23 protein-coding genes, 1 tRNA gene and 1 pseudogene are annotated in these 24,127 nt (G+C 71.7%); 11 read left to right on the forward strand and 14 right to left on the reverse strand.

Features of this window, described 5'->3' with window-relative positions; translation table 11 throughout:
• Position 1: 1 nt before the first annotated feature.
• From mshC to ACIQU3_RS32775, 4 genes are all read right to left on the reverse strand, one after another.
• Complete coding sequence (mshC, locus tag ACIQU3_RS32760; protein ID WP_403728817.1) at positions 2-1,231, reverse strand: cysteine--1-D-myo-inosityl 2-amino-2-deoxy-alpha-D-glucopyranoside ligase; 1,230 nt, start codon at positions 1,229-1,231, stop codon at positions 2-4.
• A gap of 94 nt (positions 1,232-1,325) precedes the next feature.
• Positions 1,326-2,156: an SCO1664 family protein gene (locus ACIQU3_RS32765; protein ID WP_403728819.1), complete on the reverse strand. Its 831-nt coding sequence runs from the start codon at positions 2,154-2,156 to the stop codon at positions 1,326-1,328.
• Positions 2,120-2,707, reverse strand: coding sequence for a DUF3090 domain-containing protein (locus ACIQU3_RS32770; protein ID WP_248507471.1), 588 nt, complete (start codon positions 2,705-2,707; stop codon positions 2,120-2,122). The genes ACIQU3_RS32765 and ACIQU3_RS32770 overlap by 37 nt, the downstream gene beginning before the upstream one ends.
• A 78-nt stretch (positions 2,708-2,785) precedes the next feature.
• Positions 2,786-3,472: a histidine phosphatase family protein gene (locus ACIQU3_RS32775; RefSeq protein ID WP_403728824.1), complete on the reverse strand. Its 687-nt coding sequence runs from the start codon at positions 3,470-3,472 to the stop codon at positions 2,786-2,788.
• A 61-nt stretch (positions 3,473-3,533) separates the two neighbouring features.
• On the opposite strand from ACIQU3_RS32775, the gene ACIQU3_RS32780 reads away from it, so the two are divergent.
• Complete coding sequence (locus tag ACIQU3_RS32780) at positions 3,534-4,529, forward strand: magnesium and cobalt transport protein CorA (RefSeq protein ID WP_403728826.1); 996 nt, start codon at positions 3,534-3,536, stop codon at positions 4,527-4,529.
• A 19-nt stretch (positions 4,530-4,548) separates the two neighbouring features.
• Here ACIQU3_RS32780 and ACIQU3_RS32785 read toward each other — a convergent pair whose 3' ends face one another.
• Positions 4,549-5,337, reverse strand: a complete 789-nt coding sequence (locus tag ACIQU3_RS32785; protein ID WP_403728828.1) for a ferritin-like domain-containing protein — start codon at positions 5,335-5,337, stop codon at positions 4,549-4,551.
• Between the two features lie 279 nt (positions 5,338-5,616).
• The gene (locus ACIQU3_RS32790; RefSeq protein ID WP_403728830.1) at positions 5,617-6,672 is read right to left on the reverse strand and encodes an LLM class F420-dependent oxidoreductase; all 1,056 of its coding nucleotides are present in this window, start codon (positions 6,670-6,672) and stop codon (positions 5,617-5,619) included.
• Positions 6,673-6,883: 211 nt separating this feature from the next.
• On the opposite strand from ACIQU3_RS32790, the pseudogene ACIQU3_RS32795 reads away from it, so the two are divergent.
• The 3 genes and pseudogenes from ACIQU3_RS32795 to ACIQU3_RS32805 form a co-directional block, all read left to right on the forward strand.
• Positions 6,884-7,984: pseudogene (locus ACIQU3_RS32795) on the forward strand (polysaccharide lyase family 1 protein); the annotation flags it as partial.
• Positions 7,985-8,092: 108 nt separating this feature from the next.
• On the forward strand, positions 8,093-9,079 hold the full coding sequence (locus ACIQU3_RS32800) for an aldo/keto reductase (protein WP_403728832.1): 987 nt from the start codon (positions 8,093-8,095) through the stop codon (positions 9,077-9,079).
• The gene (locus tag ACIQU3_RS32805; protein WP_403728834.1) at positions 9,076-11,511 is read left to right on the forward strand and encodes a helix-hairpin-helix domain-containing protein; all 2,436 of its coding nucleotides are present in this window, start codon (positions 9,076-9,078) and stop codon (positions 11,509-11,511) included. Before ACIQU3_RS32800 ends, ACIQU3_RS32805 begins: the two co-directional genes overlap by 4 nt.
• 66 nt (positions 11,512-11,577) lie before the next feature.
• Here the strand turns inward: ACIQU3_RS32805 and ACIQU3_RS32810 are convergent, their stop codons facing one another.
• Positions 11,578-12,321 carry a hypothetical protein gene (locus ACIQU3_RS32810; RefSeq protein WP_403728836.1) on the reverse strand — a complete coding sequence of 248 codons (744 nt, stop codon included), beginning with the start codon at positions 12,319-12,321 and terminating at the stop codon, positions 11,578-11,580.
• A 47-nt stretch (positions 12,322-12,368) separates the two neighbouring features.
• Here ACIQU3_RS32810 and ACIQU3_RS32815 point away from each other — a divergent pair, with 47 nt between their 5' ends.
• Positions 12,369-12,557 (forward strand): DUF5703 family protein, encoded by a 189-nt coding sequence (locus ACIQU3_RS32815; RefSeq protein WP_030244084.1) that lies wholly within the window; start codon positions 12,369-12,371, stop codon positions 12,555-12,557.
• Positions 12,558-12,637: 80 nt separating this feature from the next.
• Here ACIQU3_RS32815 and ACIQU3_RS32820 read toward each other — a convergent pair whose 3' ends face one another.
• The 3 genes from ACIQU3_RS32820 to ACIQU3_RS32830 all read right to left on the reverse strand — a co-directional run bounded on the left by ACIQU3_RS32820 (position 12,638) and on the right by ACIQU3_RS32830 (position 15,376).
• Complete coding sequence (locus ACIQU3_RS32820) at positions 12,638-13,537, reverse strand: chaplin (protein ID WP_403929213.1); 900 nt, start codon at positions 13,535-13,537, stop codon at positions 12,638-12,640.
• A 131-nt stretch (positions 13,538-13,668) separates the two neighbouring features.
• Complete coding sequence (gene chpH / locus ACIQU3_RS32825; RefSeq protein WP_403728840.1) at positions 13,669-13,902, reverse strand: chaplin ChpH; 234 nt, start codon at positions 13,900-13,902, stop codon at positions 13,669-13,671.
• Between the two features lie 148 nt (positions 13,903-14,050).
• Positions 14,051-15,376, reverse strand: coding sequence for a M20/M25/M40 family metallo-hydrolase (locus tag ACIQU3_RS32830; protein ID WP_403728842.1), 1,326 nt, complete (start codon positions 15,374-15,376; stop codon positions 14,051-14,053).
• A 196-nt stretch (positions 15,377-15,572) separates the two neighbouring features.
• Between ACIQU3_RS32830 and ACIQU3_RS32835 the strand changes: the two genes are divergently transcribed.
• Positions 15,573-15,657 (forward strand) — tRNA-Leu (locus ACIQU3_RS32835).
• 63 nt (positions 15,658-15,720) lie between these two features.
• Entirely contained in the window at positions 15,721-16,095 is a 375-nt protein-coding gene (locus ACIQU3_RS32840) for a YchJ family protein (RefSeq protein WP_403728844.1), read from the forward strand.
• 47 nt (positions 16,096-16,142) lie between these two features.
• Here the strand turns inward: ACIQU3_RS32840 and ACIQU3_RS32845 are convergent, their stop codons facing one another.
• Entirely contained in the window at positions 16,143-16,844 is a 702-nt protein-coding gene (locus tag ACIQU3_RS32845) for a FadR/GntR family transcriptional regulator (protein ID WP_403728846.1), read from the reverse strand.
• A gap of 138 nt (positions 16,845-16,982) precedes the next feature.
• On the opposite strand from ACIQU3_RS32845, the gene ACIQU3_RS32850 reads away from it, so the two are divergent.
• Genes ACIQU3_RS32850 through ACIQU3_RS32865 form a run of 4 tightly spaced genes read left to right on the forward strand, consistent with a single transcriptional unit; the run spans position 16,983 to position 20,777 of the window.
• Entirely contained in the window at positions 16,983-17,501 is a 519-nt protein-coding gene (locus ACIQU3_RS32850) for a gluconokinase (RefSeq protein ID WP_403929216.1), read from the forward strand.
• A 52-nt stretch (positions 17,502-17,553) separates the two neighbouring features.
• A complete protein-coding gene (locus tag ACIQU3_RS32855; protein ID WP_403728852.1) occupies positions 17,554-18,951 on the forward strand; it encodes a gluconate:H+ symporter in 1,398 nt (465 codons plus the stop codon).
• Between the two features lie 10 nt (positions 18,952-18,961).
• A complete protein-coding gene (locus ACIQU3_RS32860; RefSeq protein ID WP_403929218.1) occupies positions 18,962-19,726 on the forward strand; it encodes an SDR family oxidoreductase in 765 nt (254 codons plus the stop codon).
• 19 nt (positions 19,727-19,745) lie between these two features.
• A complete protein-coding gene (locus ACIQU3_RS32865; protein WP_403728859.1) occupies positions 19,746-20,777 on the forward strand; it encodes an L-idonate 5-dehydrogenase in 1,032 nt (343 codons plus the stop codon).
• A gap of 304 nt (positions 20,778-21,081) precedes the next feature.
• Here the strand turns inward: ACIQU3_RS32865 and ACIQU3_RS32870 are convergent, their stop codons facing one another.
• The 3 genes from ACIQU3_RS32870 to ACIQU3_RS32880 form a co-directional block, all read right to left on the reverse strand.
• Positions 21,082-21,705, reverse strand: a complete 624-nt coding sequence (locus ACIQU3_RS32870; RefSeq protein WP_403728862.1) for a cytochrome b/b6 domain-containing protein — start codon at positions 21,703-21,705, stop codon at positions 21,082-21,084.
• Complete coding sequence (locus tag ACIQU3_RS32875) at positions 21,689-22,414, reverse strand: molybdopterin-dependent oxidoreductase (RefSeq protein ID WP_403729226.1); 726 nt, start codon at positions 22,412-22,414, stop codon at positions 21,689-21,691. The genes ACIQU3_RS32870 and ACIQU3_RS32875 overlap by 17 nt, the downstream gene beginning before the upstream one ends.
• Before the next feature lie 152 nt (positions 22,415-22,566).
• Positions 22,567-24,102, reverse strand: coding sequence for an APC family permease (locus tag ACIQU3_RS32880; RefSeq protein WP_403929221.1), 1,536 nt, complete (start codon positions 24,100-24,102; stop codon positions 22,567-22,569).
• Between the last annotated feature and the right edge of the window lie 25 nt (positions 24,103-24,127).

The following is a 24,127-nucleotide window of genomic DNA, read 5'->3' on the forward strand; positions in this document are numbered from 1 at the left end:
GTTACAGCGCCACGCCCAGCAGCGCGTCCACGGCCCGGGAGACGACCCCGGGCGCGCCGATGTCCGTGCCGCCGCTGCGCTCCTGGAGGTCCACCCAGCGATCGACCGCGTCCAGCGCGGCCGGGGCGTCCAGGTCGTTCGCGAGGGCCTCGCGGATCTGGTCGACGAGCGCCTCCGCCGGCGGCCCGTCAGGCCGGGACACGGCGGCCCGCCAGCGGCCGAGCCGCGCGACGGCGTCCTGGAGGGCCTGGTCGGTGTACTCCCAGTCGGCGCGGTAGTGGTGGGCGAGCAGCGTGAGCCGGATGGCGGCCGGGTCGACGCCGTCGTGCCGGAGCCTGGAGACGAAGACGAGGTTGCCCTTGGACTTGGACATCTTCTCGCCGTCCAGGGCGACCATGCCGGCGTGTACGTACGCCTTGGCCATGGGGAACTCGCCGGTGAGGGCCTGGGCGTGCGAGGCGCCCATCTCGTGGTGCGGGAAGGCGAGATCGGAGCCGCCGCCCTGGATGTCGAAGCCCATGCCGAGGTGGTCGAGGGCGATGGCCACGCACTCGATGTGCCAGCCGGGCCGGCCGCGTCCGAGCGAGCCGCCGTCCCAGCTGGGTTCGCCCTCGCGGGCCGCCATCCACAGCATCGGGTCGAGCGGGTTCTTCTTGCCGGGGCGCTCCGGGTCGCCGCCGCGCTCGGCGGACAGCAGCCGCATCGCCGCGGCGTCGAGGTTCGAGACCTTGCCGAAGTGCGGGTCGGACTCCACGGAGAAGTAGACGTCCCCGTCCAGCTCGTAGGCCGCGCCGGCGTCCCGGAGCCGCTCGACGAGCGGGACGATCCCGGGTATGGCCTCGACGGCGCCTATGTACTGGCGTGGCGGGAGCATCCGCAGCGCCGTCATGTCCTCGCGGAAGAGGGCCGTCTCCTTCTCGGCGAGCGCGACCCAGTCGACGCCGTCACGCTGCGCCCGCTCCAGGAGCGGATCGTCGACGTCGGTGACGTTCTGGACGTAGTGAACCTGCCGCTTGGTGTCGAGCCACACGCGCTGCACGAGGTCGAACGCGTTGTAGGTCGCCGCGTGCCCCAGGTGTGTGGCGTCGTAGGGGGTGATGCCACAGACGTAGATACGGGCGACGGGACCGGGGTCGAGGGTGACCAGACCGCCGGTCGCGGTGTCGTGGATCCTCAGGTCGCGGCCCTGACCAGGCAGGGCGGGGACCTCGGAAGCGGGCCAGGCATGCATGCCTTGAGCCTAACCGGACTGAAGTTCCATATACGAATGGGAGCGGTCCACTCGGCCGAGAAGGCGCTCTTGCGGTGATCCGGCGTCTGTGCTGCTACACGGGTGGCCAGGGAATCGCCGGCCATTCCCCGCTCGGCTCGGGGTGGGTCCCCGCGGCGAGCAGCGCGCCGACCCGCGCGCGGGTGGCGTCGATCTCGGCGCGGGTGATCAGCGGTTCGAGCCGCGCGGCGAGGGCCCCGCCCTCGGCCAGGTCCTTCCTGAGGCCTTCCAGGACGTCGACGGCCTCCTGCGTGAGGGGCTCCCCCGCCCAGCCCCACAACAGGGTCCGCAGCTTGTTCTCGGCGTTGAACGTGACCCCGTGGTCGATGCCGTACAGCCGCCCCTCACCGGTGGGCAGCAGGTGCCCGCCCTTGCGGTCGGCGTTGTTGATGACGGCGTCGAGGACAGCGAGCCGCCGCAGCCGCTCGTCGTCGGCGTGCACGAGCAGCGCGGTGCGTCCCTCGCCGACCTCGGCGAAGCCGATCGCCTTCCAGCCCGGCTCCGGTTCCTCGCCGTCGACCAGCGCGAGCAGCTCCGCCTCGGGGGTCACCTCGATCCACAGCTGGCACATGCCCTCGCCGTAGGGGCCGTCGCGCAGCACGGTGGGCGGCACCAGGCCCCAGCCGGTCGCCTCGGAGACCGCGTACGCGGCGACCTCCCGCTGAGCCAGCGTCCCGTCGGGGAAGTCCCACAGGGGCCGCTCCCCCGCGACCGGCTTGTAGACGCAGGCCGCGTCCTCGCCGTCGTACGACACCGTGCAGTACAGGGCCGCGTTGGAGGCCTCACGGATGCGTCCGCGTACGGTCAGTTCGCCCCGGGCGAGCAGCTCGGCGGCGTTCGCGGGAGGCGTCACGCTCCGCGGCGGTATCCGTTCTGGCGCGGACATACGTGTCCTTCCGGGTCGAGCGGGAGGCTGCACAGCGGGCACGGCGGCCGCCCGGCGTTGACGACGTCGAGGGCGCGCTTGGCGAAGGCCCTGGCCTGCGTGCCGGTGAGCCGGACCCGCAGCATCGGCGGACCGTTCTCCTCGTCCTGCAGCAGCCGCTCCTCGGCCTCGGCGAGGTCCTCCTCGGATTCCGCGTCGAGCTCCACGAGCGCCTGCGCCTCGACGATCATGAGCTGCTCGTCGCCGTCCCAGGCGAGCGCCATGGTGCCGACCCGGAACTCCTCCTCGATGGGGGTGTCCAGCGGGGCGGTGTCGGTGTCGGAGGGCGCGACCGCGGGGACGTGGGCGCTGCCGCCGCTACGGCGTACGACCTCGTCCAGCAGTTCGTCCATGCGCTCGGCGAGGGCGGCGACCTGGGTCTTCTCCAGGGCCACGCTGGTCACCCGGGAGCCGGCGGAGGCCTGGAGGAAGAACGAACGGCGTCCGGGCAGTCCGACCGTACCGGCCACGAAACGCTCCGGATGGTCGTAGAGGAACACCTGACGGGACACGTCCTGTCTCCATTGGGATCGTGGGAACCGTGTGACCACGGCACTGCTGCGACCGCTTCACCCTACTGCGGCGAACGATCACGGTGCGCCCGCACCACCCCCGACTTCGGCCTCGCCGCCCGGCGCCGCCTCGCGCGGCACGAGGGACGTGAAGTCACCGGTGTCGCCGAGCCGCACGAGAAACGGCCGCAGCCGGGTGTAGCGGATCGCCGTGATGGAACACGGTTCGACGGAGATCCGCTGGAAGAGGTCCAGGTGAAGTCCGAGAGCGTCCGCGACGAGCGACTTGATGATGTCGCCGTGCGAGCACATCAGGTAGACGGCGTCGGCGCCGTGGTCGCGCTCCACGCGTGCGTTCCACTCGCGTACGGCCTCGGCGGCGCGGGTCTGCATGGACCGCATCGACTCGCCCCCGGGGAACGCCGCCGCGGAGGGGTGCGCCTGCACCACCTCCATCAGGGGTTCGTCCTTGAGCTCGGCGAGCTTGCGTCCGGACCAGTCGCCGTAGTGGCACTCGCCGATGCGTTCGTCGGTGTGCGGGCTCAGCCCGGGCCGGGCGTCGAGCAGCGGCCGGATGGTCTCCTGGCAGCGCTGGAGCGGGCTGGTGACGATTTCGGCGAGGGGCAGTTCGGCCAGCCGCCCGGGGAGCGCGGCGGCCTGTGCGGCGCCGCGCTCGTCGAGGGCGACGCCGGGCGTCCAGCCGGCGAGCAGTCCCTCGGTGTTGGCGGTGGAGCGTCCGTGCCTGACCAGGATCAGCGTGGGCATGCGGTCCAGCGTAGGCGCACGCGCGCGTGCGGTGTTGTTCGAGTGACGGGAGAGTCCCTTCGTGATCGTCGACTGTGCCATCTACCGCGAAGGACAGCGGACGGAAGGACCCGAGGACCTCTCCGACGCGCTGGGTGAGGCCCGCACGGCGGGCGGGTTCGTGTGGATAGGGCTGCACGAGCCGACGGAGAGCGAGTTCGACCATGTGACCCGGGAGTTCGGGCTGCACCCGCTGGCCGTCGAGGACGCCCTCAAGGCCCACCAGCGGCCCAAGCTGGAGGTGTACGACGACTCGCTCTTCGTGGTGCTCAAGCCGGTGGCGTACGAGCCGCAGAGCGACACGGTCTCCTCCGGCGAGATCATGATCTTCCTGGGTGATTCGTTCGTGGTGACCGTCCGGCACGGCGAGGGCGCCCCGCTCAAGGCCGTACGCCACCGGCTGGAGCAGGAGCCGGAGCTGCTGAGCAAGGGCCCCACGGCTGTGCTGTACGCGGTCGCCGACGCCACCGTCGACCACTACCTGGACGTGGCGACCGAGTTGCAGACGGACCTGGAGGGCCTGGAGGCGGAGGTCTTCTCGCCGGACGGCGGGGGCTCACGGAACACGGCGTCCCGGATCTACGCCTTCAAGCGGCAGGTCCTGGAGTTCCGCCGGGCGACCGGGCCGCTGGCCCCGCCGATGAGCCGGCTGGCGGGCACGGCGGCGACCGGCGTGACCGTGCCATTCGTGGACGACCGGGCCCGGCCGTTCTTCCGTGACGTCAGCGACCACCTCACGCGCGTGAACGAGTCCGTGGAGAACCTGGACCGGCTGGTGTCGGACATCCTCTCGGCGCACCTCGCGCAGATGAGCGTCCGGCAGAACGACGACATGCGGAAGATCTCCGCGTGGGCGGCCATGGCCGCGATCCCCACGATGTTCGCGGGGATCTACGGCATGAACTTCGAGCACATGCCCGAGCTGCACTACGTCTGGTCCTATCCGGCGCTGATGGCCCTGATGGCCGTCCTGGAGATCATGGTCTTCCGGCTGTTCAAGCGCCGCGGCTGGCTGTAGGCCCCGGAGGCGGGCCGATTCAGGCGAACTCGGGTTCCGGGGTCGCGGGGCCGCCGAGGGCGTTGCGGCGCTCGGGCGGCGTCAGCGACACCATCCGGCGCCAGCCGCCCAGGCGTTCGTAGGCGTACATCGCGTGGATGCCCGCGGCGAGCACGGCCGACTTGGGCCTGGACCAGCCGAGGATGCGGCCCATGTGCGCCATCACCGCGAGACTGACGTCCCGGTAGATCCGGATCTCGGCGAGCGCGCACGCGCGCAGGGTGCGCTGGATGGCCCGGCCGTGACCCGCGTAGGCGAAGCGCAGCAGCTCCTCGTGGCAGTAGGCGAGGTGGTTGTCCTCGTCGCCCGAGATCTGCTTGACCGCGCGGCCGACGTCGGGGTGGTCGGAGAAGTGCTTGCGGAGCAGGTCCATCTGCTCCGAGGCGCGCTGCTCGGTGACCCTGCTGTGCGAGAGGTAGGTGACGATGTCCTGGACCGTGAGCCGTTCGTCGCGCCGGAGCTGCTCGTGCGCGAGGCCGATGCCGTTCTTCTCCAGGAGCATGGTGTAGTCGGTCTCGGGCGGGACCGGCACGGGGTCGAGGCCGCGCTTCTTCATGAGGGCGTTGAAGATCCGGCCGTGCTTGTCCTCGTCGGCGCCGTGCCGGCTGATCTTGGGGGCGAGTTCTCGCTCGGCCTCGGGCACGAGGGCGGCGATCCGGGCGTTCTCCCAGCCGCCCTGGGACTCACCGCTCGCGGCGATGGAGCAGAACAGGGCGAAGGACTCGTCGTTGTCGAGGATCTCCTGGAACAGACTCTTGGCCGAAAGCATCGTGGGCACCTCTCCCGCGCGCGTGGGCGTACTGCGACATTCCGCAGGTTTCCGCGAAGAACGAGTCAAGTGCGGGGTGGGGGGCGCTGCAACAGGTGTGAGGGACAACTCCGCCGAATGGAGGACGCGGGGGCCGCGGGGCCCTGGTCGGCAAAGAGGCCGCTGTGCCGTAACCGAGGGCGGCCCCGGCGCGTTGTTCCGCGTGACGGCCGTGGCGGGGAAGACCCCCGAGCCCCCACCACGGCCGCGGAACTTCACACGCGCGACCGGCCGAAGCCGTCAGGCGAGCCCGGCGCGCTCCAGGGCCTCCGTGCCGGCCCTGAGGGAGGCGAGCCGCTCGTCGAGCGTGAAGCCCGCCGGTGCGAGGGAGAGAGTGGTGACCCCGGCCGCGGCGTAGGCCTTCATCCGGTCCGCGATCCGGTCGACGGAACCGAGCAGGGTCGTCTTGTCGATCAGGTCGTGCGGTACGGCGGCCGCGGCGCCCTGCTTGTCGCCGGCGAGGTACTTGCTCTGGATCTCGGCGGCTTCCTGCTCGTAGCCCATGCGCCGGGCGAGCTGGTTGTAGAAGTTCTGCTTGGGGCTGCCCATGCCGCCGACGTACAGCGCGGTGTAGGGGCGGAAGGTGTCGGCGAGGGCGGCCACGTCCTTGTCGTCGCCGACGGCGAGCGGCAGGGTCGGGCAGACGTCGAACCCGTCGAGGGTCTTGCCGGCTTTCTCACGCCCGGCGCGCAGGTACGTGATCGTGGTGTCCTCCAGGTGCTCGGCGGAGGGGAAGATCAGCAGGGCGCCGTCGGCGATCTCGCCGGTCTGCTCGAGGTTCTTCGGGCCGATCGCGGCGATGTACAGCGGGATGTGCTCGCGCTGCGGGTGCACGGTGAGCTTGATGGGCTTGCCGGGACCGCCGGGCAGGGGCAGGGTCCAGTGCTGCCCTTCGTAGGACAGGCGCTCGCGGGTCATGGCCTTGCGGACGATCTCGACGTACTCACGGGTGCGGGCGAGCGGCTTGTCGAACTTGACGCCGTACCAGCCCTCGGAGACCTGCGGGCCGGAGACGCCGAGGCCGAGGCGGAACCGGCCGCCGGAGAGCGAGTCGAGGGTGGCGGCGGTCATGGCCGTCATCGCGGGCTGGCGGGCCGGGATCTGGAAGATGGCCGAGCCGACGTCGATGCGCTCGGTCTGGGCGGCGACCCAGCTCAGCACGGTGGCGGCGTCGGAGCCGTAGGCCTCGGCGGCCCAGCAGACGGCGTAGCCGAGCCGGTCGGCCTCCTGGGCGACGGCCAGGTTGTCCGCGTCCATTCCGGCACCCCAGTAGCCGAGGTTGATACCGAGCTGCATGCCACATCCCCTTACTGATCAGTAACGTGCCTGTGCGGGCACCCTAGCGCGCGGGCCGGGGGCAGGTATACGGCCACCGTCGACCCATTGTCCACGTGCATGAACAGAAATCATGGTCGCGACCATTGACGCGTCCACGGCAAGTTCCTACCTTTCGACATGGAAAGCGCTTTCCAGCACCCACCTTCCGAAGACGGACGGAGAGGCACGGATGAAGCGAGCATTCCCCCCGGGACTCCGCGCGGCGTCGGCCGCGGCGATCCTCGCGGCAGCGCTGGGCACGCTCGGCACGGTGCCCGAGGCCGCTGCGGCGGTCGGTACCGCCACCGGTTACGCGACCCAGAACGGCGGGACGACCGGCGGCGCAGGAGGCACGACGGTCCGGGCGGCGACGGGGACGGCGATCCACCAGGCGCTGTGCGGCCGGGCGAGCGCGAGCACCCCGATCACCATCGAGGTCACCGGGACCATCAACCACGCCAACACCAAGAAGGTGTCGGGTGACAGCTGCGACACCGCGGACGGCGTGATCGAGCTGAAGAAGGTCAGCAACGTGACGATCGTCGGGGTCGGCGGCGGCGCCGTCTTCGATCAACTGGGCATCCACATCCGCGAATCGAAGAACATCATCGTCCGGAACGTGACCGTGCGGAACGTCAAGAAGTCGGGTTCCCCCACGTCCAACGGCGGGGACGCCATCGGCATCGAGCGCAACGTCCGCAACGTCTGGATCGACCACACGACCCTGGAGGCGTCGGGCGGCGAGTCGGAGGGCTACGACGGGCTGTTCGACCTCAAGGACAACACCCAGTACGTGACGCTGTCCTACAGCGTGCTGCGCAACTCCGGCCGGGGCGGTCTGGTCGGGAACAGCGAGAGCGACCGGTCGAACGGCTTCATCGCGTACCACCACAACCGGTACGAGAACATCGACTCCCGTGCGCCGCTGCTGCGCGGCGGCATCGCTCACCTCTACAACAACCACTACGTGCGCCTCAACGAGTCCGGCATCAACTCCCGGGCCGGCGCCCGCGCCAAGGTGGACGGCAACTACTTCGAGGACTCCAAGGACGTCCTCGGCACCTTCTACACCGACGAGGCCGGGTACTGGCAGGTCGATGGCAACATCTTCGACAACGTGACCTGGTCCGCCCCCGGCGGTGAGAACCATCCCGCCGGCCCGGACCCGCAGTCGAACACCACGGTCTCCATCCCCTACTCCTACGCCCTCGACGCGGCGGGGTGCGTACCGGCCGTGGTGAGCCGGACGGCGGGCGCGAACAAGGGGTTGCAGGTGTCGGACGGGAGGTGCTGACCGAGGACGGCGACGGACGGTGCTGGGCAACCGGCCGGCTGCCTCCGGAAATCCGTCGTCCGCGGCTACCCACGCGGTAGGTTCTGGCCAGTAATCTCGGCGTTCATGGAGCAGAGGCATCTCGGCCGCACCGGCCTTCGTGTGTCCCGCATCGGGCTCGGCACCCTGACCTGGGGGCGGGACACCGACGAGCACGACGCCGCGGACCTCATGAAGACGTTCTGGGAAGCGGGCGGGACCCTCGTCGACACCGCGGACGTGTACGGGGACGGAGAGGCCGAGTACCTGCTCGGCAGGCTCATGGAAGGGCTGGTGCCCCGCCGGGACCTGGTCGTCTCGACCAAGGCCGGCAGCGTGCCGGACCCCGACCGCCGCTTCGACGGCTCCCGCGGCCATCTGCTCTCCGCGCTGGACGCCTCGCTCACCCGGCTCGGCACGGACTACGTCGACTTGTGGCACGTGCACGCCTTCGACCCGCAGACCCCGCTGGAGGAGACGCTCCAGGCGCTCGACCTGGCGGTCTCCAGCGGGCGTGCGCGCTATGCGGCCGTCTCCAACTTCTGCGGCTGGCAGCTGGCCAAGGCGGCGACCTGGCAGCTGGCGGCCCCGGGCCTCCGGACCCGGCTTGCCGGGACACAGCTGGAGTACTCCCTGCTCCAGCGCGGTGTGGAGCGGGAGGTGCTGCCTGCCGCCATGGACCTGGGGATAGGGCTGCTGCCCTCCTCGCCGCTCGGACGCGGAGTGCTGACGGGCAAGTACCGGGGCGACTCGGCACCGCCGGATTCGCGCGGTGCCTCCGAGCACTTCGCGCCCTTCGTCGCGCCGTACCTCGACGACACGGCGAGCCGCATCGTGGACGCCGTGGCCACCGCGGCCGACGGGCTGGCGGTGACGCCGCTCCAGGTGGCCCTGGCGTGGGTGCGGGACCGGCCCGGCGTGACCGCACCGATCGTCGGCGCGCGCAACGCGCAGCAGCTCACGGCGGCATTGTCAGTGGAGACCCTTAGTCTTCCTGACGAGATCTGCCGGGCGCTCGACGATGTGTCTGCGCCCGTGCACCGCTATCCCGATCACGACTGGAGCACGCTGTGAGCACGGAGCCCGAGACCACGGAGGACACCGAGCCGGGGACGCCGGGCGCCGAAACCGCAGAGGCCGCACAGGCCGAAGGGACCGAAAGCCGCGACGAACCCGATCCCGAGCAGACGCCCGGCACCGGGAGCGGTGACGCGGGCGCCGGGCAGACGGCCGAGGCGGAGAGCGGCGACGGGGAGACCGAGGGGTCCGCCGAAGCGGAGGGCGGTGACCCGGGGGCCGGGCAGGCTTCCCGAGCGGAGAGCGGTGACGCGGGCGCCGGGCAGGCGGATGGGGCTCAGAGCGGTGACGCGGGTGGCGGTGACGCCGGGGAGGTTTCCGAGGCGGAGGCGGAGCTTCGGGCCCAGCAGGTCGAGCGGGAGCGCATCGAGCAGCGCAAGGCCGAGAAGAAGGGACCGATCCGCAGCGGCACCAAGCTGAGCGGCAAGGCCGCCGATCTGCTCGCGGCCGTACGGGCGGTCGAGAGCGGCGAGAAGCCGGTGGCCACGGAGTTGGAAGAGCCCCGGCCCGCCCCCCGCGGCTCCGCCCCCGAGCCGGAGCGGCGGCCGCAGCCGGTGACGCCGGAGCCGGTCGTCGCGCAGTCGGCTCCCGCACCGGAGGCGGTGCGGGCCGTCCGGCAGGTGCTCGGCGAGGGCGGCGCCCCCGAGGTGCTCGCGCCCCAGGTCGCCGCGGCCCTGGGCGAGGGCGCGGACGCGCAGTTGCGCGCCGACCCCTGGCAGTTGCTGCGGGTCCCCGGGGTGCGCCCCGAGCAGGCCGACGGTTTCGCGCGGGCGCTCCTCGGCGCCGAGTGCGGCCCGGACGACGAGCGGCGCGGCCGGGCCGTCACCGGCTGGCTCCTGGAGCAGGCGGCACTGGCCGGGCACACCGCCCTGGAGATGCCGGCGCTCCTCGCGGCGCTGGCGCAGCGCGGCGTGCCGGAGCCCGACGGTGCCGTGCAGGGTGCGATCGCGGAGGGCGAGGCCCTGGTCTTCCAGGACGCCCTGGCGGAGGCCGGTGCTCCGGCCTCCTCCGACGAGGAGGGCGAGCAGGAGGACGAGGAGCGTCCGGTCCGTGTCCTGGTCGGGCTGGAGCGGTACGCGCTGGCGGAGGAGAGCCTGGCCGACGGCCTGGCCCGGCTGGTCAACTCGACGCCCAAGCAGGACGGTTCGGCAGCGGACTGGGAGCGGGCCGCCGCGTCGGCCCAGGGCTCCACGGCGGAGCTGATCAGTGCGGTGGCCGGTCAGGGCCTGGTGCTGCACACCGGCGGGGAGGCGTCCCTGGCCGAGCCCGCGGCGCTGCTGGACGCCGCGCGGTCGCTCGGGCTGCGGGCCTGGGCTGCCACGCACGGCCCGCTCGGCCGCACCCGTTTCGCGGCCCTGCTGCGACGGACCGGCGGGGCGGCGGGCGAGGCAGACGCCTCCCGGCAGCGGCCCGGCCCGCCCGACGGGGACGCGCGGGACCGCCACGGGACGGCCGGCGGATCGTCGGGCACCGGCCTCCCCGTCGCCACCGTCTCCGGGCTGCTCGCCGGCCGCGAAGGTCCCGGCCGGGACGCGGACGGTGCCCTCGATCTCGATCTGCTCGTCGTGCTCGACGCGCCCCAGCTGGACGTCGAGACGGCGGCTCTGCTGACCGAGTCGATGCCGGACGGGGCCCGGCTGGTCCTGTCGGGCGATCCCGCGGTGTTGTGGTCGGTGGGGCCGGGCCGGGTGTTCGCGGACCTGCTCGCAGCGCGGATCTGCCCCCAGGTGGCCTCACGGCGGCCGGATCCCGGGCCGCTGGGCGAGCTGGTCTCCGGCGTCGGAATCGGCGAGCTGAACCAGGTCGAGGCCCCCGGCAAGGAGATCGTGATCGTGCCGGTGCGGGACGCGGGCGAGGCCGTGCACCGGACGGTGCAGCTCGTCGTGGACTCGGTGCCGCGGGCGATCGGGGTGCCGGCCGCACAGACGCAGGTGATCACCCCCGGGCACGGCGGAGCCGTGGGGACGCGGGTGCTGAACGCCGCGCTGAAGGAACGGCTGAATCCGGGCCCGGGCCGCTTCGGCGGCTTCGACCCCGGTGACCGGATCGTCTACTCCCCCGTTCCGGGCCGTGCCCTGCCGGGCCGTGTGGTGACCGCGGACGCCGAGGGGCTGCACCTGTCGTGCGAGGGCGAGACCGTCGTCGTCCCGAAGGAGCGGGTGGAGCAGTCGGTACGGCACGGGTGGGCGCTGACCGCGCACCAGGCCGTGGGGAGCCGGTGGCCGGCGGTGGTCGTGGTGCTGCCCGGCGACGCGGCGCAGGCACTCAGCAGGCCCTGGGTGTACACGGCGTTCGGGCGTGCCGACCGGCATCTGTCGGTGGTGCACGGGGTGGAGCAGGCGCTGCCCCGTGCCGTGGCCGAGGTGCCGGCGAAGCCGCGCACGACCCGGCTTCCGGTGCTGCTCGCGCCTCAGATCAGCGGCGCGTGACGGGGGTGGGGGTCAGGAGCTCTCGTCGCCCCTGACCCCCACCCCCGTGGTCGCCGGCGGGTGCGCTCAGCGGCGGTCCGCGTCCAGCGGCTCCAGGTCCTCGTCCTCGTCCAGGTCGCCGGCGGGTTCGTCCTCGAAACCGTCGCCGTCCTCGCTGTCCTCGTCATCGTCGACGTCGTCGATCTCGTCATCGTCGATCTCGTCATCGATCTCGTCGTCGAAGACGGCGCTGACGTCGAAGCGGCAGACCACCTGCTGCGGATCGACCTGCTCGAACGGCGCCTCCAGCCACTCGCCGGGCTCGGCCGGTTCGTCCGCCGCCGTCACCCAGAGCGTGGAGTCGCCCTCCTCCAGCCCGAACTCCTTGTGCCGGGAGGCGATCTCGTCGGGCTCGAACTCCCCGAAGAGCAGCCCGAGCGCCCCGTGCACCGTCCCGGAGGCCGGAGCTCCGTCGTCACCCTCCACGGCCTCGATCCGCTGCGCCTGGGCGAGCAGGCGCTGCGGTTCGGCGACCGCGTAGTCACGGCGGATCAGGACGCTCAGCGCGTTCGGTTCCTCTGGTCCGGTGTACGGGGGCAGGGCGTCCTCGGCGCCGGGGATCTCGAAGGGGGTGACCTCGTCGTAGCGGTCGTAGAGCAGTTCGTCGTACACCTCTGCGGCCGCGGCCAGCTGGTTGAACGCCTCGTAGACGGCCGGGTCGTCCTCCCCCGACCTGCGTTCGACAGCGGCCAGGTGGCGGTCGAGCGCGGTCTTCACCGCCTCGGCGGCGGCGCGTACCTCGGCAGCGGTGGGCTGCGCAGCATCAGACATAGTGCAGACGCTATCCGTACCGGGGCCCAGCCCGCACAATAGATGCGATGCCGGAATACGAATTTGTCGACGTGTACGTGCCGCGCGGGGTCTCCCGCAAGGAGACGGCACGTCTGCTGACGGACCACGCGGAGTACGGACACTGGGAGTTGTACCGTCTGAGCCTGCTGCGTGACGGCAGCCGCAGGGTGCGGTTGCGCCGACGGATCATCCGCCAGGTGCGGGCCACGTGGTGAGTGAAGACGGAGCACGGGAAGAACACACATGACGGAGCGGGCCCCGCGTCGGCGGGGCCCGCTCCGTTGTGCGGGGGGAGTCAGGCCGAGGCGCGTGCCTTGCGGTAGAGGACCGCGCCCGCGAGCAGCGCGCCGGCCCCCGCCGGGAGGACCAGGCCGAGCGGCAGGTCGCTGCCGGTGCTGGCGAGCTGGGCATCGCCGTCCGGCTGGGTGACCGACTGGCCGCCCGGCTTGTTGCCCTGCGAGGAGCCGCCGGGGGTCTCGCCGTCGGTGCCGGGCGGAGTGTCCGGGGTGCCGGGGCGTCCGGGCTCACCGGGGTTTCCGGGGTTCCCCGGCGTGCCGGGGCCCGGGTCACCCGGGTTGCCGGGGTTCCCCGGATTGCCGGGGTTCCCCGGATTGCCGGGGTTCCCCGGATCAGCGGGGTTGCCGGGGGTCCCCGGGTTGCCGGGGGCCCCCGGATTTCCGGGGCCGCCGGGCTCGTCCGGGGCTTCGTGACCGCCCCCGGGCGGGGTGCCGTGGTGGGCACCGCCGTTGGAGCAGTCGTTGCCCGTGCTGGGGTTGGCGACGCCGATGACGTCGACGCTGTTGCCGCAGACGTTCACGGGCACGTGGACCGGCGCCTGGACGTGGTTGCCCGAGCCGACGCCGGGAGAGCCGGTGGCGTGCCCGCCCGCGTGGGCGCCGCCGTGACCGCCCCGGTCGCCGTGTTCGCCGTATCCCCCCGACGACGGTCCGCCGCCCTTGGCGGCGCAGGAATTGCCCACCGACGGGTTGAGCACACCGACGACGTTGACGGTGTTGCCGCACACATTGACCGGCGCGTACACCGGCGCCTGCACGGAGTTTCCGGACAGTACGCCGGGCGAGCCCGACGCCACGCCCTGGGCGCCCGAGTCGGCGTGGGCGGAGCCGCCCGCCGCGGCGATCACGCCGGTCGCGGCCGCCACGGTCATCAGACCCTTGCGGGTGACCTGTCGCATTTGCTGAATACCTGCCTTCGACCCTGTCTTGAATTCTTCTCGAATTCTCCGAAAGAAGCGTTCGGTCCCGGAGTGCATGGCACGCTCTCCGGGACCGATGGCTTTGGACTCCCCTCAGCGAGGGGAAAGCATCACTTGTTGATGCAGGTGTTGCCGAAGGCGGGGTTCAGCAGCCCGATCACCGAGACCGTGTTGCCGCAGACGTTCACCGGGGCGTGAACGGGCACCTGGACAACGTTGCCGGACAGGACGCCCGGGGAGTGCACGGCGGCACCCTGAGCACCCGAGTCGGCGACGGCCATGCCCGCGCCCGCGAGAACCAGTCCACCGGTGGCGGCAGCGGCAGCGACGACCTTCTTGATCATTAGTCCTCCTAGTTAGCAAAGCGATCCATCGTGCGATCGCATTACCTGTAACGAGGAGGGAGTAATGAGGCTACGAGCTTATCGTCGCATTCACTCTTCCCAGTCGATCCCGCACGCGCGACCGAATACCAGAGTTCCGCGGGCCCCTTCAGGACAAGTCGATGAAACGGTCCAGCACGCGCACGCCGAACTGCAGGCCCTCCACCGGCACCCGCTCGTCCACGCCGTGGAACATCCCGGCGAAGTCCAGCTCCGGCGGCAGCTTCAGCGGCACGAAGCCGAAGCCCCGGATGCCCAGGTCGTCGAAGGACTTGGCGTCCGTCCCGCCGGAGAGCATGTAGGGGATCGCCTTGGCGGTGGGGTCCTCCGCCAGCAGCGCGGACTGCATCGCCCCCACCAGCGCTCCGTCGAAGGTGGTCTCGACGGCCTTGTCGGCGTGGACGTCCTCGCGCCGCACGTTCGGGCCGAGGATCCGGTCGAGGTCGGCGAGGAACTCCTCCTCGTGGCCGGGCAGGAACCGTCCGTCGACGTGGGCGGTCGCCTCGCCCGGGATGACGTTGACCTTGTAACCGGCGCCGAGCTGTGTCGGATTGGCCGTGTTGCTCAGGGTCGCGCCGATGAACTTGGCGATGCCGCCGAGCCTGACGAGGGTCGACTCCATGTCCTCCGGGTCGAGTTCGGTGCCGAGCGCGTCACCGAGCTCGTCGAGGAAGGCGCGGGTGGTCTTGGTGACCCGCACCGGGAACTTGTGCCGCCCGAGCCGCGCGACGGCCTCCGACAGCTCGGTGATCGCGTTGTCCCGGTGGATCATCGATCCGTGCCCGGCGGTGCCGGCCACGGTGAGCTTCATCCAGTGCATGCCCTTCTCGGCCGTCTGGATCATGTAGAGCCGCCGCTGCTCACTGACGGTGAACGAGAACCCGCCCACCTCGCTGATCGCCTCGGTGACGCCCTCGAACAGCTCGGGGTGCTTGCGCACGAGGTGCTTGGCGCCGTACGTGCCGCCGGCCTCCTCGTCGGCGAGGAACGCGAGGACGATGTCGCGCGGGGGCTTGCGCCCGCTGCGCAGCCGGTCGCGGACGACCGCCAGGGTCATCGCGTCCATGTCCTTCATGTCGACGGCCCCGCGGCCCCATACGCACCCGTCGGCGACCTCACCGGAGAAGGGGTGGTGGGTCCAGTCGTCGGCGTTGGCCGGGACGACGTCGGTGTGGCCGTGGATGAGGAGCGCGGGCCGGGAGGGGTCCTCGCCCTCGATCCGGGCCACCGTGGAGGCGCGGCCCGGGTGGGACTCGAAGATCTGCGGTTCGAGCCCGACCTCGGCGAGCTTTGCCGCGACGTATTCAGCCGCCTTCCGCTCGCCGGGACCCGAGTGGTCGCCGTAGTTGCTGGTGTCGATCTGGATCAGCTCGCGGCAGAGGTCCACGACCTCGTCCTCGCCGGTGACGCTCCTGGCCGTGTCCGTCTCGCTCACGTGCTTCCTCCCGGTGTCACTGCTGGTGGGTCCCTCTCATCCTCTCTCTCCCCGGTCCGCGCCCCAAGAGCGCTACCGGCCCGTCACACGCCGTTCACGCCCCACCGGAGTGCGGACGGGGGGTGATCGGCCACCCCGGAAAGCCTGGTAATGTTTACGTCGTCGCCGCGGGGAGAACCCACGCGACAGACACCTTGTCCGGGTGGCGGAATGGCAGACGCGCTAGCTTGAGGTGCTAGTGCCCTTTATCGGGCGTGGGGGTTCAAGTCCCCCCTCGGACACATGAAACTGAGGGCCGTGACCGCGAGGTCACGGCCCTCGGGTTTTTCCGCGGAAAGGTGACCATGACCAGGCGTTCCTGCCCGTGCGGGCTCCCCGAGGCGTACGAGGCGTGCTGCGGGCGCTTCCACTCCGGGGCGGCCGCCGCTCCGACCGCCGAGGCGTTGATGCGGTCGCGTTACTGCGCCTTCGTGCGGGGGGACGTGGCGTACTTGCTGCGGACCTGGCATCCACGGACACGGCCCGGGACGCTGGAGCCGGATCCGGGCATGCGGTGGACCGGGCTGGAGATCCTGGGCACGAGCGGCGGCTCGGCCTTCCACACCAGCGGGACCGTGGAGTTCCGGGCGTCGTACCGGGGCGGGTCGCTGCACGAGCGGAGCCGGTTCGAGCGGGTCGACGGGGCCTGGGTGTACGTCGACGGGGAATTCCCGGCGTAGCGGGGAGAACAGCGGCGGGACGACGCGAAGTGCCGGCCCGGCCGGGGCTACGGCGCCAGGATGTCCAGTTCCTGGAGGGCGCCGACCGTGATCTCCCGGGTCAGTTCCTCCGCCCGGGCGGCGTCGCCCGCGCGGACCGCCTCGGCGACCTGGACGTGCAGGGTGACGGCGGCAGGGTCGGGGTCCTCGAACATCACCTCGTGCTGGGTGCGGCCGGTCAGGACCTCCGCGACGACGTCGCCGAGGCGGGCGAACATCTCGTTGCCGGAAGCCTCCAGGATGACGCGGTGGAAGGCGACGTCGTGCAGGAGGTAGCCCTCCAGCTTGTGACCGCGTGAGTGGGCGACCATGCCGAGGGCGCATTCGGTGAGCTCGGCGCACTGCTCGGCCGTGGCGTGCCGGGCGGCGAGGCCGGCCGCGACGGGTTCGACGGCCGAGCGAAGCACCGTGAGGGACCGCAGTTGCCGGGGCCGGTCCGCGCCGGCCAGGCGCCAGCGGATGACCTGCGGGTCGTAGACGTTCCACTCGGACTTGGGGCGGACCGTCACGCCGACGCGGCGGCGGGACTCGACCAGGTACATGGATTCCAGGACGCGGACCGCCTCGCGCATCACGGAGCGTGACACGTCGAAACGCTGGGCGAGCTCATCGGTGCGCAGGACACTGCCCGGCGGGTACTCCCCCGCCGTGATCTCGGGGCCGAGGGTGTCCAGTACATGGCCGTGCAGCCCCCGGCCCGGTGTGCTCATGCACTCAGCGTACGGGGTAGATCACGGAGACAAAAAGTCAGACTTATTGATGACGGCCTCTTGAATTAGTCGTACCTAATGGGTTTCAGTTGCGTCGACATCACGTGTCGACCTCGGACAGCAGACAGTGAGGCAGCGATGAACACCCCCCACGTCGTCGTGGTCATGGGCGTAGCGGGCACCGGCAAGACCACCATCGGTCCCCTGCTCGCGGCCCGGATCGGCGTTCCCTACGCCGAGGGCGACGACTTCCACCCGCAGGCCAACATCGCCAAGATGTCGGCCGGTACCCCGCTCACCGACGAGGACCGCCTGCCCTGGCTCGACGCCATCGGCGCGTGGGCGCACGGCCGGGCGGGGCTCGGCGGGGTGGTCAGCTGCTCGGCGCTGAAGCGGTCGTACCGCGACCGGCTGCGGGCCGCCGCACCCGGCGTGGTCTTCGTGCACCTCGCCGGTGACCGCGCCCTGATCGAGGACCGGATGTCGCACCGGCAGGGGCACTTCATGCCCACGGCGCTGCTCGACTCCCAGTTCGCCACGCTCCAGCCACTGGAGGCGGACGAGGCGGGCGTCGAGGTGAACGTCTCGGGCAGTCCGGAGGAGATCACCCGGCGGGCGGCGCTCGCTCTGGCGGACCTCCCCGAACCCGTGCAGTAGCCCCAGCCGGCCGTTTCCCTCCCCCTATCCCCCAACGCAAGGGAACCCACCCGTGACCAGACTCAGCGTCGAGATGCTGGCAGCGGACGCACCCGAGCCGATCACCTCGGCCGGCCACGCTCAGCTGGGCATCGCCGTCCTGGCGGGCATCGCCGTCATCGTCCTGCTCATCACCAAGTTCAAGCTGCACGCGTTCCTGTCCCTGACCATCGGGTCACTGGTGCTCGGCGCGATCGCCGGGGCACCGCTGGACAAGGTGCTCACCAGTTTCAGCGCCGGCCTCGGCACCACCGTCGCCGGGGTCGGGGTGCTGATCGCCCTGGGGGCGATCCTGGGCAAGATGCTCGCCGACTCCGGGGGCGCCGATCAGATCGTCGACACCATCCTGGAGAAGGCCGGCGGGCGGTCGATGCCGTGGGCGATGGTGCTGATCGCCTCCGTGATCGGGCTGCCGCTGTTCTTCGAGGTCGGCATCGTGCTGCTGATCCCCGTCGTGCTGATGGTCGCCAAGCGCGGCAACTACTCACTGATGCGCATCGGCATCCCGGCGCTCGCGGGCCTGTCCGTGATGCACGGCCTGGTGCCGCCGCACCCCGGCCCGCTGGTCGCGATCGACGCCGTCGGGGCCGACCTCGGCGTGACGCTGGCGCTCGGCGTCCTCGTCGCCATACCCACCGTGATCATCGCCGGCCCGGTGTTCTCGAAGTACGCCGCCCGCTGGGTCGACGTGCCCGCCCCCGAGAAGATGCTCCCGCAGCGCCCGTCCGAGGAGCTCGAGAGGCGTCCCGGCTTCGGTGCCACGCTCTTCACCGTGCTGCTGCCGGTGATCCTCATGCTGGCCAAGGCGCTGGTCGACATCGTCGTGGACGACCCGGAGAACCCGGTGCAGCGTGTCTTCGACGTGATCGGCGCGCCCATGATCGCCCTGCTCGCCTCGGTGCTGGTCGGCATCTTCACGCTGCTGCGGCCCGCCGGGTTCGCCAAGGAGCGGATCTCGCCGCTCGTGGAGAAGAGCCTCATGCCGATCGCGGGCATCCTGCTGATCGTCGGCGCGGGCGGCGGTTTCAAGCAGACGCTGATCGACACCGGTGTGGGCCGGATGGTCCTGGACATCTCCGAGGACTGGGCCATTCCCGCCCTGCTGCTGGCCTGGCTGATCGCGGTGGTGATCCGCCTGGCGACGGGTTCGGCGACGGTGGCCACGGTCTCGGCGGCCGGTCTGGTCGCCCCGCTCGCGGCCGACATGTCGACCACGCACGCCGCCCTGCTCGTCCTCGCCATCGGCGCCGGCTCGCTCTTCTTCAGCCATGTCAACGACGCCGGGTTCTGGATGGTGAAGGAGTACTTCGGGCTGAGCGTCGGCCAGAACATCAAGACCTGGTCGGTGATGGAGACGATCATCTCGGTGGTCGCCGGCGGCCTGGTCCTGCTGCTGTCCCTCGTGATCTAGGAGTACGGCGATGACGGCTCACCCCCTCTTCGACATCGGCGGCCGTACGGCCCTGGTGACCGGCTCCAGCCGGGGCATCGGACTCGCCCTGGCGCGCGGTCTCGCGGAGGCCGGCTGCACGGTCGTGCTGAACGGACGTGACGGGGACCGGCTCGCCGAGGCCGCCGCCGCGCTGCCCGGCGACCGGGTGCACACGGCCACGTTCGACGTGACCGACGGACCGTCGGTGGCCTCGGGGGTCGCCGAGGTCGAGGAGCGGGTGGGCCCGCTCGACATCCTGGTCAACAACGCGGGCATGCAACTGCGCGCCCCGCTGCTGGAGTTCAGCGACTCCGACTGGCACCGGATCCTGGACACCAACCTGACCAGTGCCTTCCTGGTGGGCCGTGAGGCGGCGCGCCGGATGACGGAACGGGGCCACGGGAAGATCATCAACATCTGCTCGCTGCAGAGCGAGGTGGCACGGCCCCGGATCGCGCCGTACGCGGCCACCAAGGGCGCCCTGAAGATGCTCACCAAGGGCATGTGCGCGGACTGGGGACCGTACGGGGCGCAGGTCAACGGGCTGGGGCCGGGCTACATCGAGACCGAGCTGACCCGGCCGCTGGTCGAGGACGAGGAGTTCAGCGCCTGGGTGCGGGGGCGTACCCCGGCCGGGCGCTGGGGGCGTACGCAGGACCTGGTGGGCGGAGTGCTGTTCCTCGCCTCCCCCGCGGCGGACTTCGTCAGCGGGCAGGTGCTGTATGTCGACGGCGGTATGACGAGCGTGCTGTGACCTGCCGGGAGGTGGCGTGATGCGGGGTTGTGTGATCCACGGTCGGCGCGAACTGCGGGTGACGGAGCTGCCGGTGCCGCGGCCCGGGCCGGGGCAGGCACTGGTCGGCGTGCGGTACGGCGGGGTGTGCGGGTCCGATCTGCACTACTGGCGGCACGGCGGGGTCGGTGACTTCCGGCTGCGGGAGCCGATGGTGCTCGGGCACGAGGTCGTGGGGACGGTGGTGGAGTACGGCGCCGGTGCCGCGGGGCCGGCTCCGGGTACCGCGGTCGCCGTGCATCCGGCCACTCCGTGCGGGGTGTGTCCGGAGTGCGCGGCCGGGCTGCGCAACGTCTGCCGCGACACCCGGTATCTCGGGAGCGCCGCGCGGTTTCCGCATGTGCAGGGGGGTTTCGCGGAGCAGGTGGTCGTGCCCGCCGGGCAGTTGCGGGCGCTGCCCACCGGGCTGGAGATGCGGCGCGCGGCCCTGGCCGAACCCTTGGCGGTCGCCCTGCACGCGGTGCGGCGGGCCGGGCAGGTCGCGGGGCGGCATGTGCTGGTGACGGGCGCCGGGCCGATCGGGTGCCTGGTGGTCGCGGCGGCGAAGGCGGCCGGGGCCGCGCATGTGACGGTGTCGGATCTGCTGCCCGAGGCGTTGGCGTACGGGCGGATCGCCGGGGCGGGGACGGTCGTACGGGCCGATGACGCGGATGACCGTGGCTGGCCGGAGGAGGTCGACGTGGCCGTCGAGGCGTCCGGGGTGGCCGCGGGGCTCGACACGTGCCTGCGGCGGGTGCGGCGGGGCGGGACCGTCGTGCAGCTCGGGATGTTGCCGGCGGGGCACAGTCCGTTCGCCGGGAACCTGGTGGTGAGCCGGGAGATCGAGCTGCGGGGGGCGTTCCGCTTCGACGGGGAGTTCGATGCGGCGCTGGCGCTGCTGGGGGCGGAGGCGGCGTTCGACGGGCTGATCAGTGCGGTGGTTCCCGTGGGGGAGGCCGAGTCGGCGTTCGCGCTGGCCGCTGATCGGAGTCGGTCCTGCAAGGTGCTGTTGGATTTCGCGGCGTCGTCGTAGGGGTGGGGTGTGCGGTGTGCGTCGTCGGGCGGGTGCGGGTGCACTGTGGCTGTTCGCGCAGTTCCCCGCGCCCCCTGGGGTGAGGAACTGCCGGCGTCTTGGACAGTGCGGGTGCGCTGTGGCTGTTCGCGCAGTTCCCCGCGCCACCTGGGGTGAGGGACTGCCGGCGTCTTGGAAGGTGCGGGTGCGCTGTGGTGTGCGCGCAGTTCCCCGCGCCACCTGGGGTGAGGGACTGCCGGCGTCTTGGAAGGTGCGGGTGGGCTGTGGTGTGCGCGCGGTTCCCCGCGCCCCTTGGGGAGATGTGCTAAGGGCGCCATAGGGGGTGCTCTCGGTCTGCCCAGTCTCTGCTCACCCTGCCCGTGCGCATGCCCCTCCTCGATTCCGGGTCCGCCAGGGCCATGCCGATGTGGCCGGCCAGGACGATGCCGATGGTGAGGGCCAGCCAGTCGTGGACGAAGGTGGCGCTGGTGCGCCAGAGCAGGGGGGTGAGGTGGGTGAACCACATCATCAGGCCCGTGGCGAGCATGACCAGCGTGGCGCCGGCGATCCAGGCGGCGTAGAGCTTCTGCCCGGCGTTGAACTTGGCCGCGGGGCGGGACGCGCGGCGTTTGTCGCGGTGCAGGGCGGCGCGCAGCCAGGTGCGGTCGTGCGGGCCGAAGCGGTTCAGGCGGCCGAGGTCGGCGCGGAACGCCCGGGAGGCGAGGCCTGCCAGGACGGGGACGGGCAGGGCCAGGCCCGACCACTGATGCAGGGTGACGAGCAGATCGCGGCGGCCGACGAGTTCGGCGAGCTGCGGGACGTAGAGGCAGGCGGCCGTGGCGACGCAGACGCCCATCAGTGCGGCCGTGGTGCGGTGGATCCAGCGCTGTGCGGTGCTGAAGCGCCGGACCTGCGCCGTGGCCGGGGGCGTGTCAGCTCGTAGGGTCATCGTCCCGTCCGTTCGAACGGCCCACCCAGGCGTCGACGTCGTAGCCGCGCTCCTCCCAGTAGCCCGGCCGGACCTCGTCGGTGACGGTGATGCCGGAGAGCCACTTGGCGGACTTGTAGAAGTACATGGGGGCCACGTAGAGGCGGACCGGGCCGCCGTGGGAGTGTCCGAGGTCCTTGTCCTGCATGCGCAGGGCGACCAGGACGTCCGCGCGGCGGGCCTGGTCGAGGGTGAGGCTCTCGCTGTACGTGCCGTCGAAGCAGGTGAAGCGGACGGCCTTGGCCGTGGGGCGTACCCGGGCGGCGTCCAGGAGCCGGGACAGCCGTACGCCCTCGAAGGGGGTGTCGGGGACGCGCCAGCCCGTGACGCACTGGACGTCGCGGACCATGCGGGTCTGGGGCAGGGCCTTGAGGTCGTCGAGGGTGTAGGTCGCGGGGCGCTCGACCAGGCCGTTCACGGTGAGGCGGTAGCTGCCGGCGTTCTTGCGGGGGACGGACGAGGCGACCGAGTAGTAGCGGAAGCCGCCGCCGTTGGGGAGCAGGCCGGTCAGGCCGGTGGGGTCCTTGTCGGCCGCGCCGCCGAGGAAGCGCTCCAGGCCGCGTTGCAGCGGGGGCGCGGCGACCACGCCCGCGGCCCCCAGGGCGAGGGTGCCGAGGAAGACGCGGCGGCCGATCGGGGTGCCCCGCTCTTCGGGGTGCTCGTCGTTCACACCCTGGTGTACGTCCTCGTTCACGTACTCATTCGAACACCCGCGGCCCCGGCAGGACAGGGATCGCGGGTGCTCGTCAGATTTCCGTAACCACTTCTTGCGCCGAGCGGGTCAGGAGGGGGCCGCCTCGACCGCTTCTCGCGCGGAGCGCGTCAGGATGAGGCCGCCTTGTCCAGCTGGAACGCCTCGTTGCCGAGGCCGATCCGGGCGTGCCTCTCGGGGGCGCGGGCGCGCAGCACCAGGCCGAGGACCACGCCGGCGAGCGCGGCCAGGCCGATGATGCCGGGCAGTACCCAGCTCAGCGAGGAATCGGGACCGGCGCCGACCAGCACCTCGAAGTCCTTCACCGTGTACCCGGCGATCACCAGCAGGGCGATGCCCGCCAGTGCGGAGGTGACCAGCCGCCAGGCCTGGGCGCCGGCGGCACCACGGCGGACGAAGAAGACGACGACCGACAGGGACGCCGCCGCCATCAGCACGATCACGCCGAGGGCGCCGATGTTGCCGAACCAGGTGAACAGCTGAAGGACGGGTGCGGTGGGGTCGCCGGCCGGGTTGTCGTCGGCGACCGCGAACGCGGCCACGACCAGCACGGCCACGACGGTCTGGAGCAGCGAGCCGGTGCCCGGCGCGCCGCTGCTGCCGCTGGTGCGGCCGAAGGCGGCGGGCAGCAGGCCCTCGCGGCCCATGGCGAAGGCGTAGCGGGCGACGACGTTGTGGAAGCTGAGCAGCGCGGCGAACATGCCGGTGACGAACAGGACGTGCAGCACGTCCGTGAAGGTGCCGCCGAGGCGGGAGTCGGTGAGGAAGAACAGCAGCCCCGCGCTCTGCTTCCGGGCCGTGCCGACGACGGCGCCGGGGCCGGTGGCGACGGTGAGGGCCCAGCTGCTCAGCGCGAAGAAGACGGCTACGCCGCCGACGGCGAGGAACATCACGCGCGGCACCAGGACGTGCGGGCGGCTGGTCTCCTCCGCGTAGACGGGGGCCTGCTCGAAGCCGAGGAACGCGGCGATGCAGAAGCACAGCGCGGTGCCGACTCCGGAGCCGGTGAGGGTGTCGGGGTTGAAGGCGTGCAGCGACAAGCCCTCCTTGCCGGGGTCGGCCAGGGCCGCGACGTCGAAGATCACCACCAGGAGCACCTCGATGACGAGCAGCACGCCGAGGACGCGGGCGTTGACGTCGATCTTCAGCCAGCCCAGCAGTCCGACGGCGAGCGCGGCCACGAGCGCGGGTATCCACCAGGCGATCTGCACGTCGGCGTAGGTGGCGAGGAGCCCGGAGACCTCGAAGCCGAAGATTCCGTAGATGCCGACCTGGAGCGCGTTGTAGGCGACGAGGGCCACCAGGGCGGCGCCCGCACCGGCGGTGGCGCCCAGGCCGCGGGATATGTACGCGTAGAAGGCGCCCGCGTTGTGGACGTGGCGGCTCATCTCGGCGTATCCGACGCTGAAGAGGATCAGGACGACGCCGAGGAGGACGAAGAGCAGCGGCTGGCCGACGATGCCCATCACCGCGAATGTGGTGGGCATGACACCCGCGACGACCATGAGCGGGGCGGTCGCCGCGAGGACGGAGAGCAGCAGGCCGCCGGTGCCGAGCCGGTCGGCCCGCAGGGCACGCTCCTGCCCCTTGAACGTACTGATGCCGCCGGGAGCGGACGGGCTCGTTCTGGAACGGTCGGTGGTCATCGGGGGAGCGTCCTCACTTGTCGGG

It is taken from the genome of Streptomyces sp. NPDC101110, from assembly GCF_044759525.1.
Lineage (GTDB): Bacteria > Actinomycetota > Actinomycetes > Streptomycetales > Streptomycetaceae > Streptomyces.

What these genes read in the sequence shown, in the direction of transcription:
- mshC (WP_403728817.1), bottom strand. Translation starts at nt 1,231, where the DNA reads ATGCATGCCTGGCCCGCTTCCGAGGTCCCCGCCCTGCCTGGTCAGGGC.
- ACIQU3_RS32765 (WP_403728819.1), bottom strand. Translation starts at nt 2,156, where the DNA reads ATGTCCGCGCCAGAACGGATACCGCCGCGGAGCGTGACGCCTCCCGCG.
- ACIQU3_RS32775 (WP_403728824.1), bottom strand. Translation starts at nt 3,472, where the DNA reads ATGCCCACGCTGATCCTGGTCAGGCACGGACGCTCCACCGCCAACACC.
- ACIQU3_RS32785 (WP_403728828.1), bottom strand. Translation starts at nt 5,337, where the DNA reads ATGCTTTCGGCCAAGAGTCTGTTCCAGGAGATCCTCGACAACGACGAG.
- ACIQU3_RS32790 (WP_403728830.1), bottom strand. Translation starts at nt 6,672, where the DNA reads ATGCAGCTCGGTATCAACCTCGGCTACTGGGGTGCCGGAATGGACGCG.
- ACIQU3_RS32800 (WP_403728832.1), top strand. Translation starts at nt 8,093, where the DNA reads ATGGAGCAGAGGCATCTCGGCCGCACCGGCCTTCGTGTGTCCCGCATC.
- ACIQU3_RS32810 (WP_403728836.1), bottom strand. Translation starts at nt 12,321, where the DNA reads ATGTCTGATGCTGCGCAGCCCACCGCTGCCGAGGTACGCGCCGCCGCC.
- ACIQU3_RS32815 (WP_030244084.1), top strand. Translation starts at nt 12,369, where the DNA reads ATGCCGGAATACGAATTTGTCGACGTGTACGTGCCGCGCGGGGTCTCC.
- ACIQU3_RS32820 (WP_403929213.1), bottom strand. Translation starts at nt 13,537, where the DNA reads ATGCGACAGGTCACCCGCAAGGGTCTGATGACCGTGGCGGCCGCGACC.
- chpH (WP_403728840.1), bottom strand. Translation starts at nt 13,902, where the DNA reads ATGATCAAGAAGGTCGTCGCTGCCGCTGCCGCCACCGGTGGACTGGTT.
- ACIQU3_RS32840 (WP_403728844.1), top strand. Translation starts at nt 15,721, where the DNA reads ATGACCAGGCGTTCCTGCCCGTGCGGGCTCCCCGAGGCGTACGAGGCG.
- ACIQU3_RS32845 (WP_403728846.1), bottom strand. Translation starts at nt 16,844, where the DNA reads ATGAGCACACCGGGCCGGGGGCTGCACGGCCATGTACTGGACACCCTC.
- ACIQU3_RS32850 (WP_403929216.1), top strand. Translation starts at nt 16,983, where the DNA reads ATGAACACCCCCCACGTCGTCGTGGTCATGGGCGTAGCGGGCACCGGC.
- ACIQU3_RS32860 (WP_403929218.1), top strand. Translation starts at nt 18,962, where the DNA reads ATGACGGCTCACCCCCTCTTCGACATCGGCGGCCGTACGGCCCTGGTG.
- ACIQU3_RS32865 (WP_403728859.1), top strand. Translation starts at nt 19,746, where the DNA reads ATGCGGGGTTGTGTGATCCACGGTCGGCGCGAACTGCGGGTGACGGAG.
- ACIQU3_RS32870 (WP_403728862.1), bottom strand. Translation starts at nt 21,705, where the DNA reads ATGACCCTACGAGCTGACACGCCCCCGGCCACGGCGCAGGTCCGGCGC.
- ACIQU3_RS32880 (WP_403929221.1), bottom strand. Translation starts at nt 24,102, where the DNA reads ATGACCACCGACCGTTCCAGAACGAGCCCGTCCGCTCCCGGCGGCATC.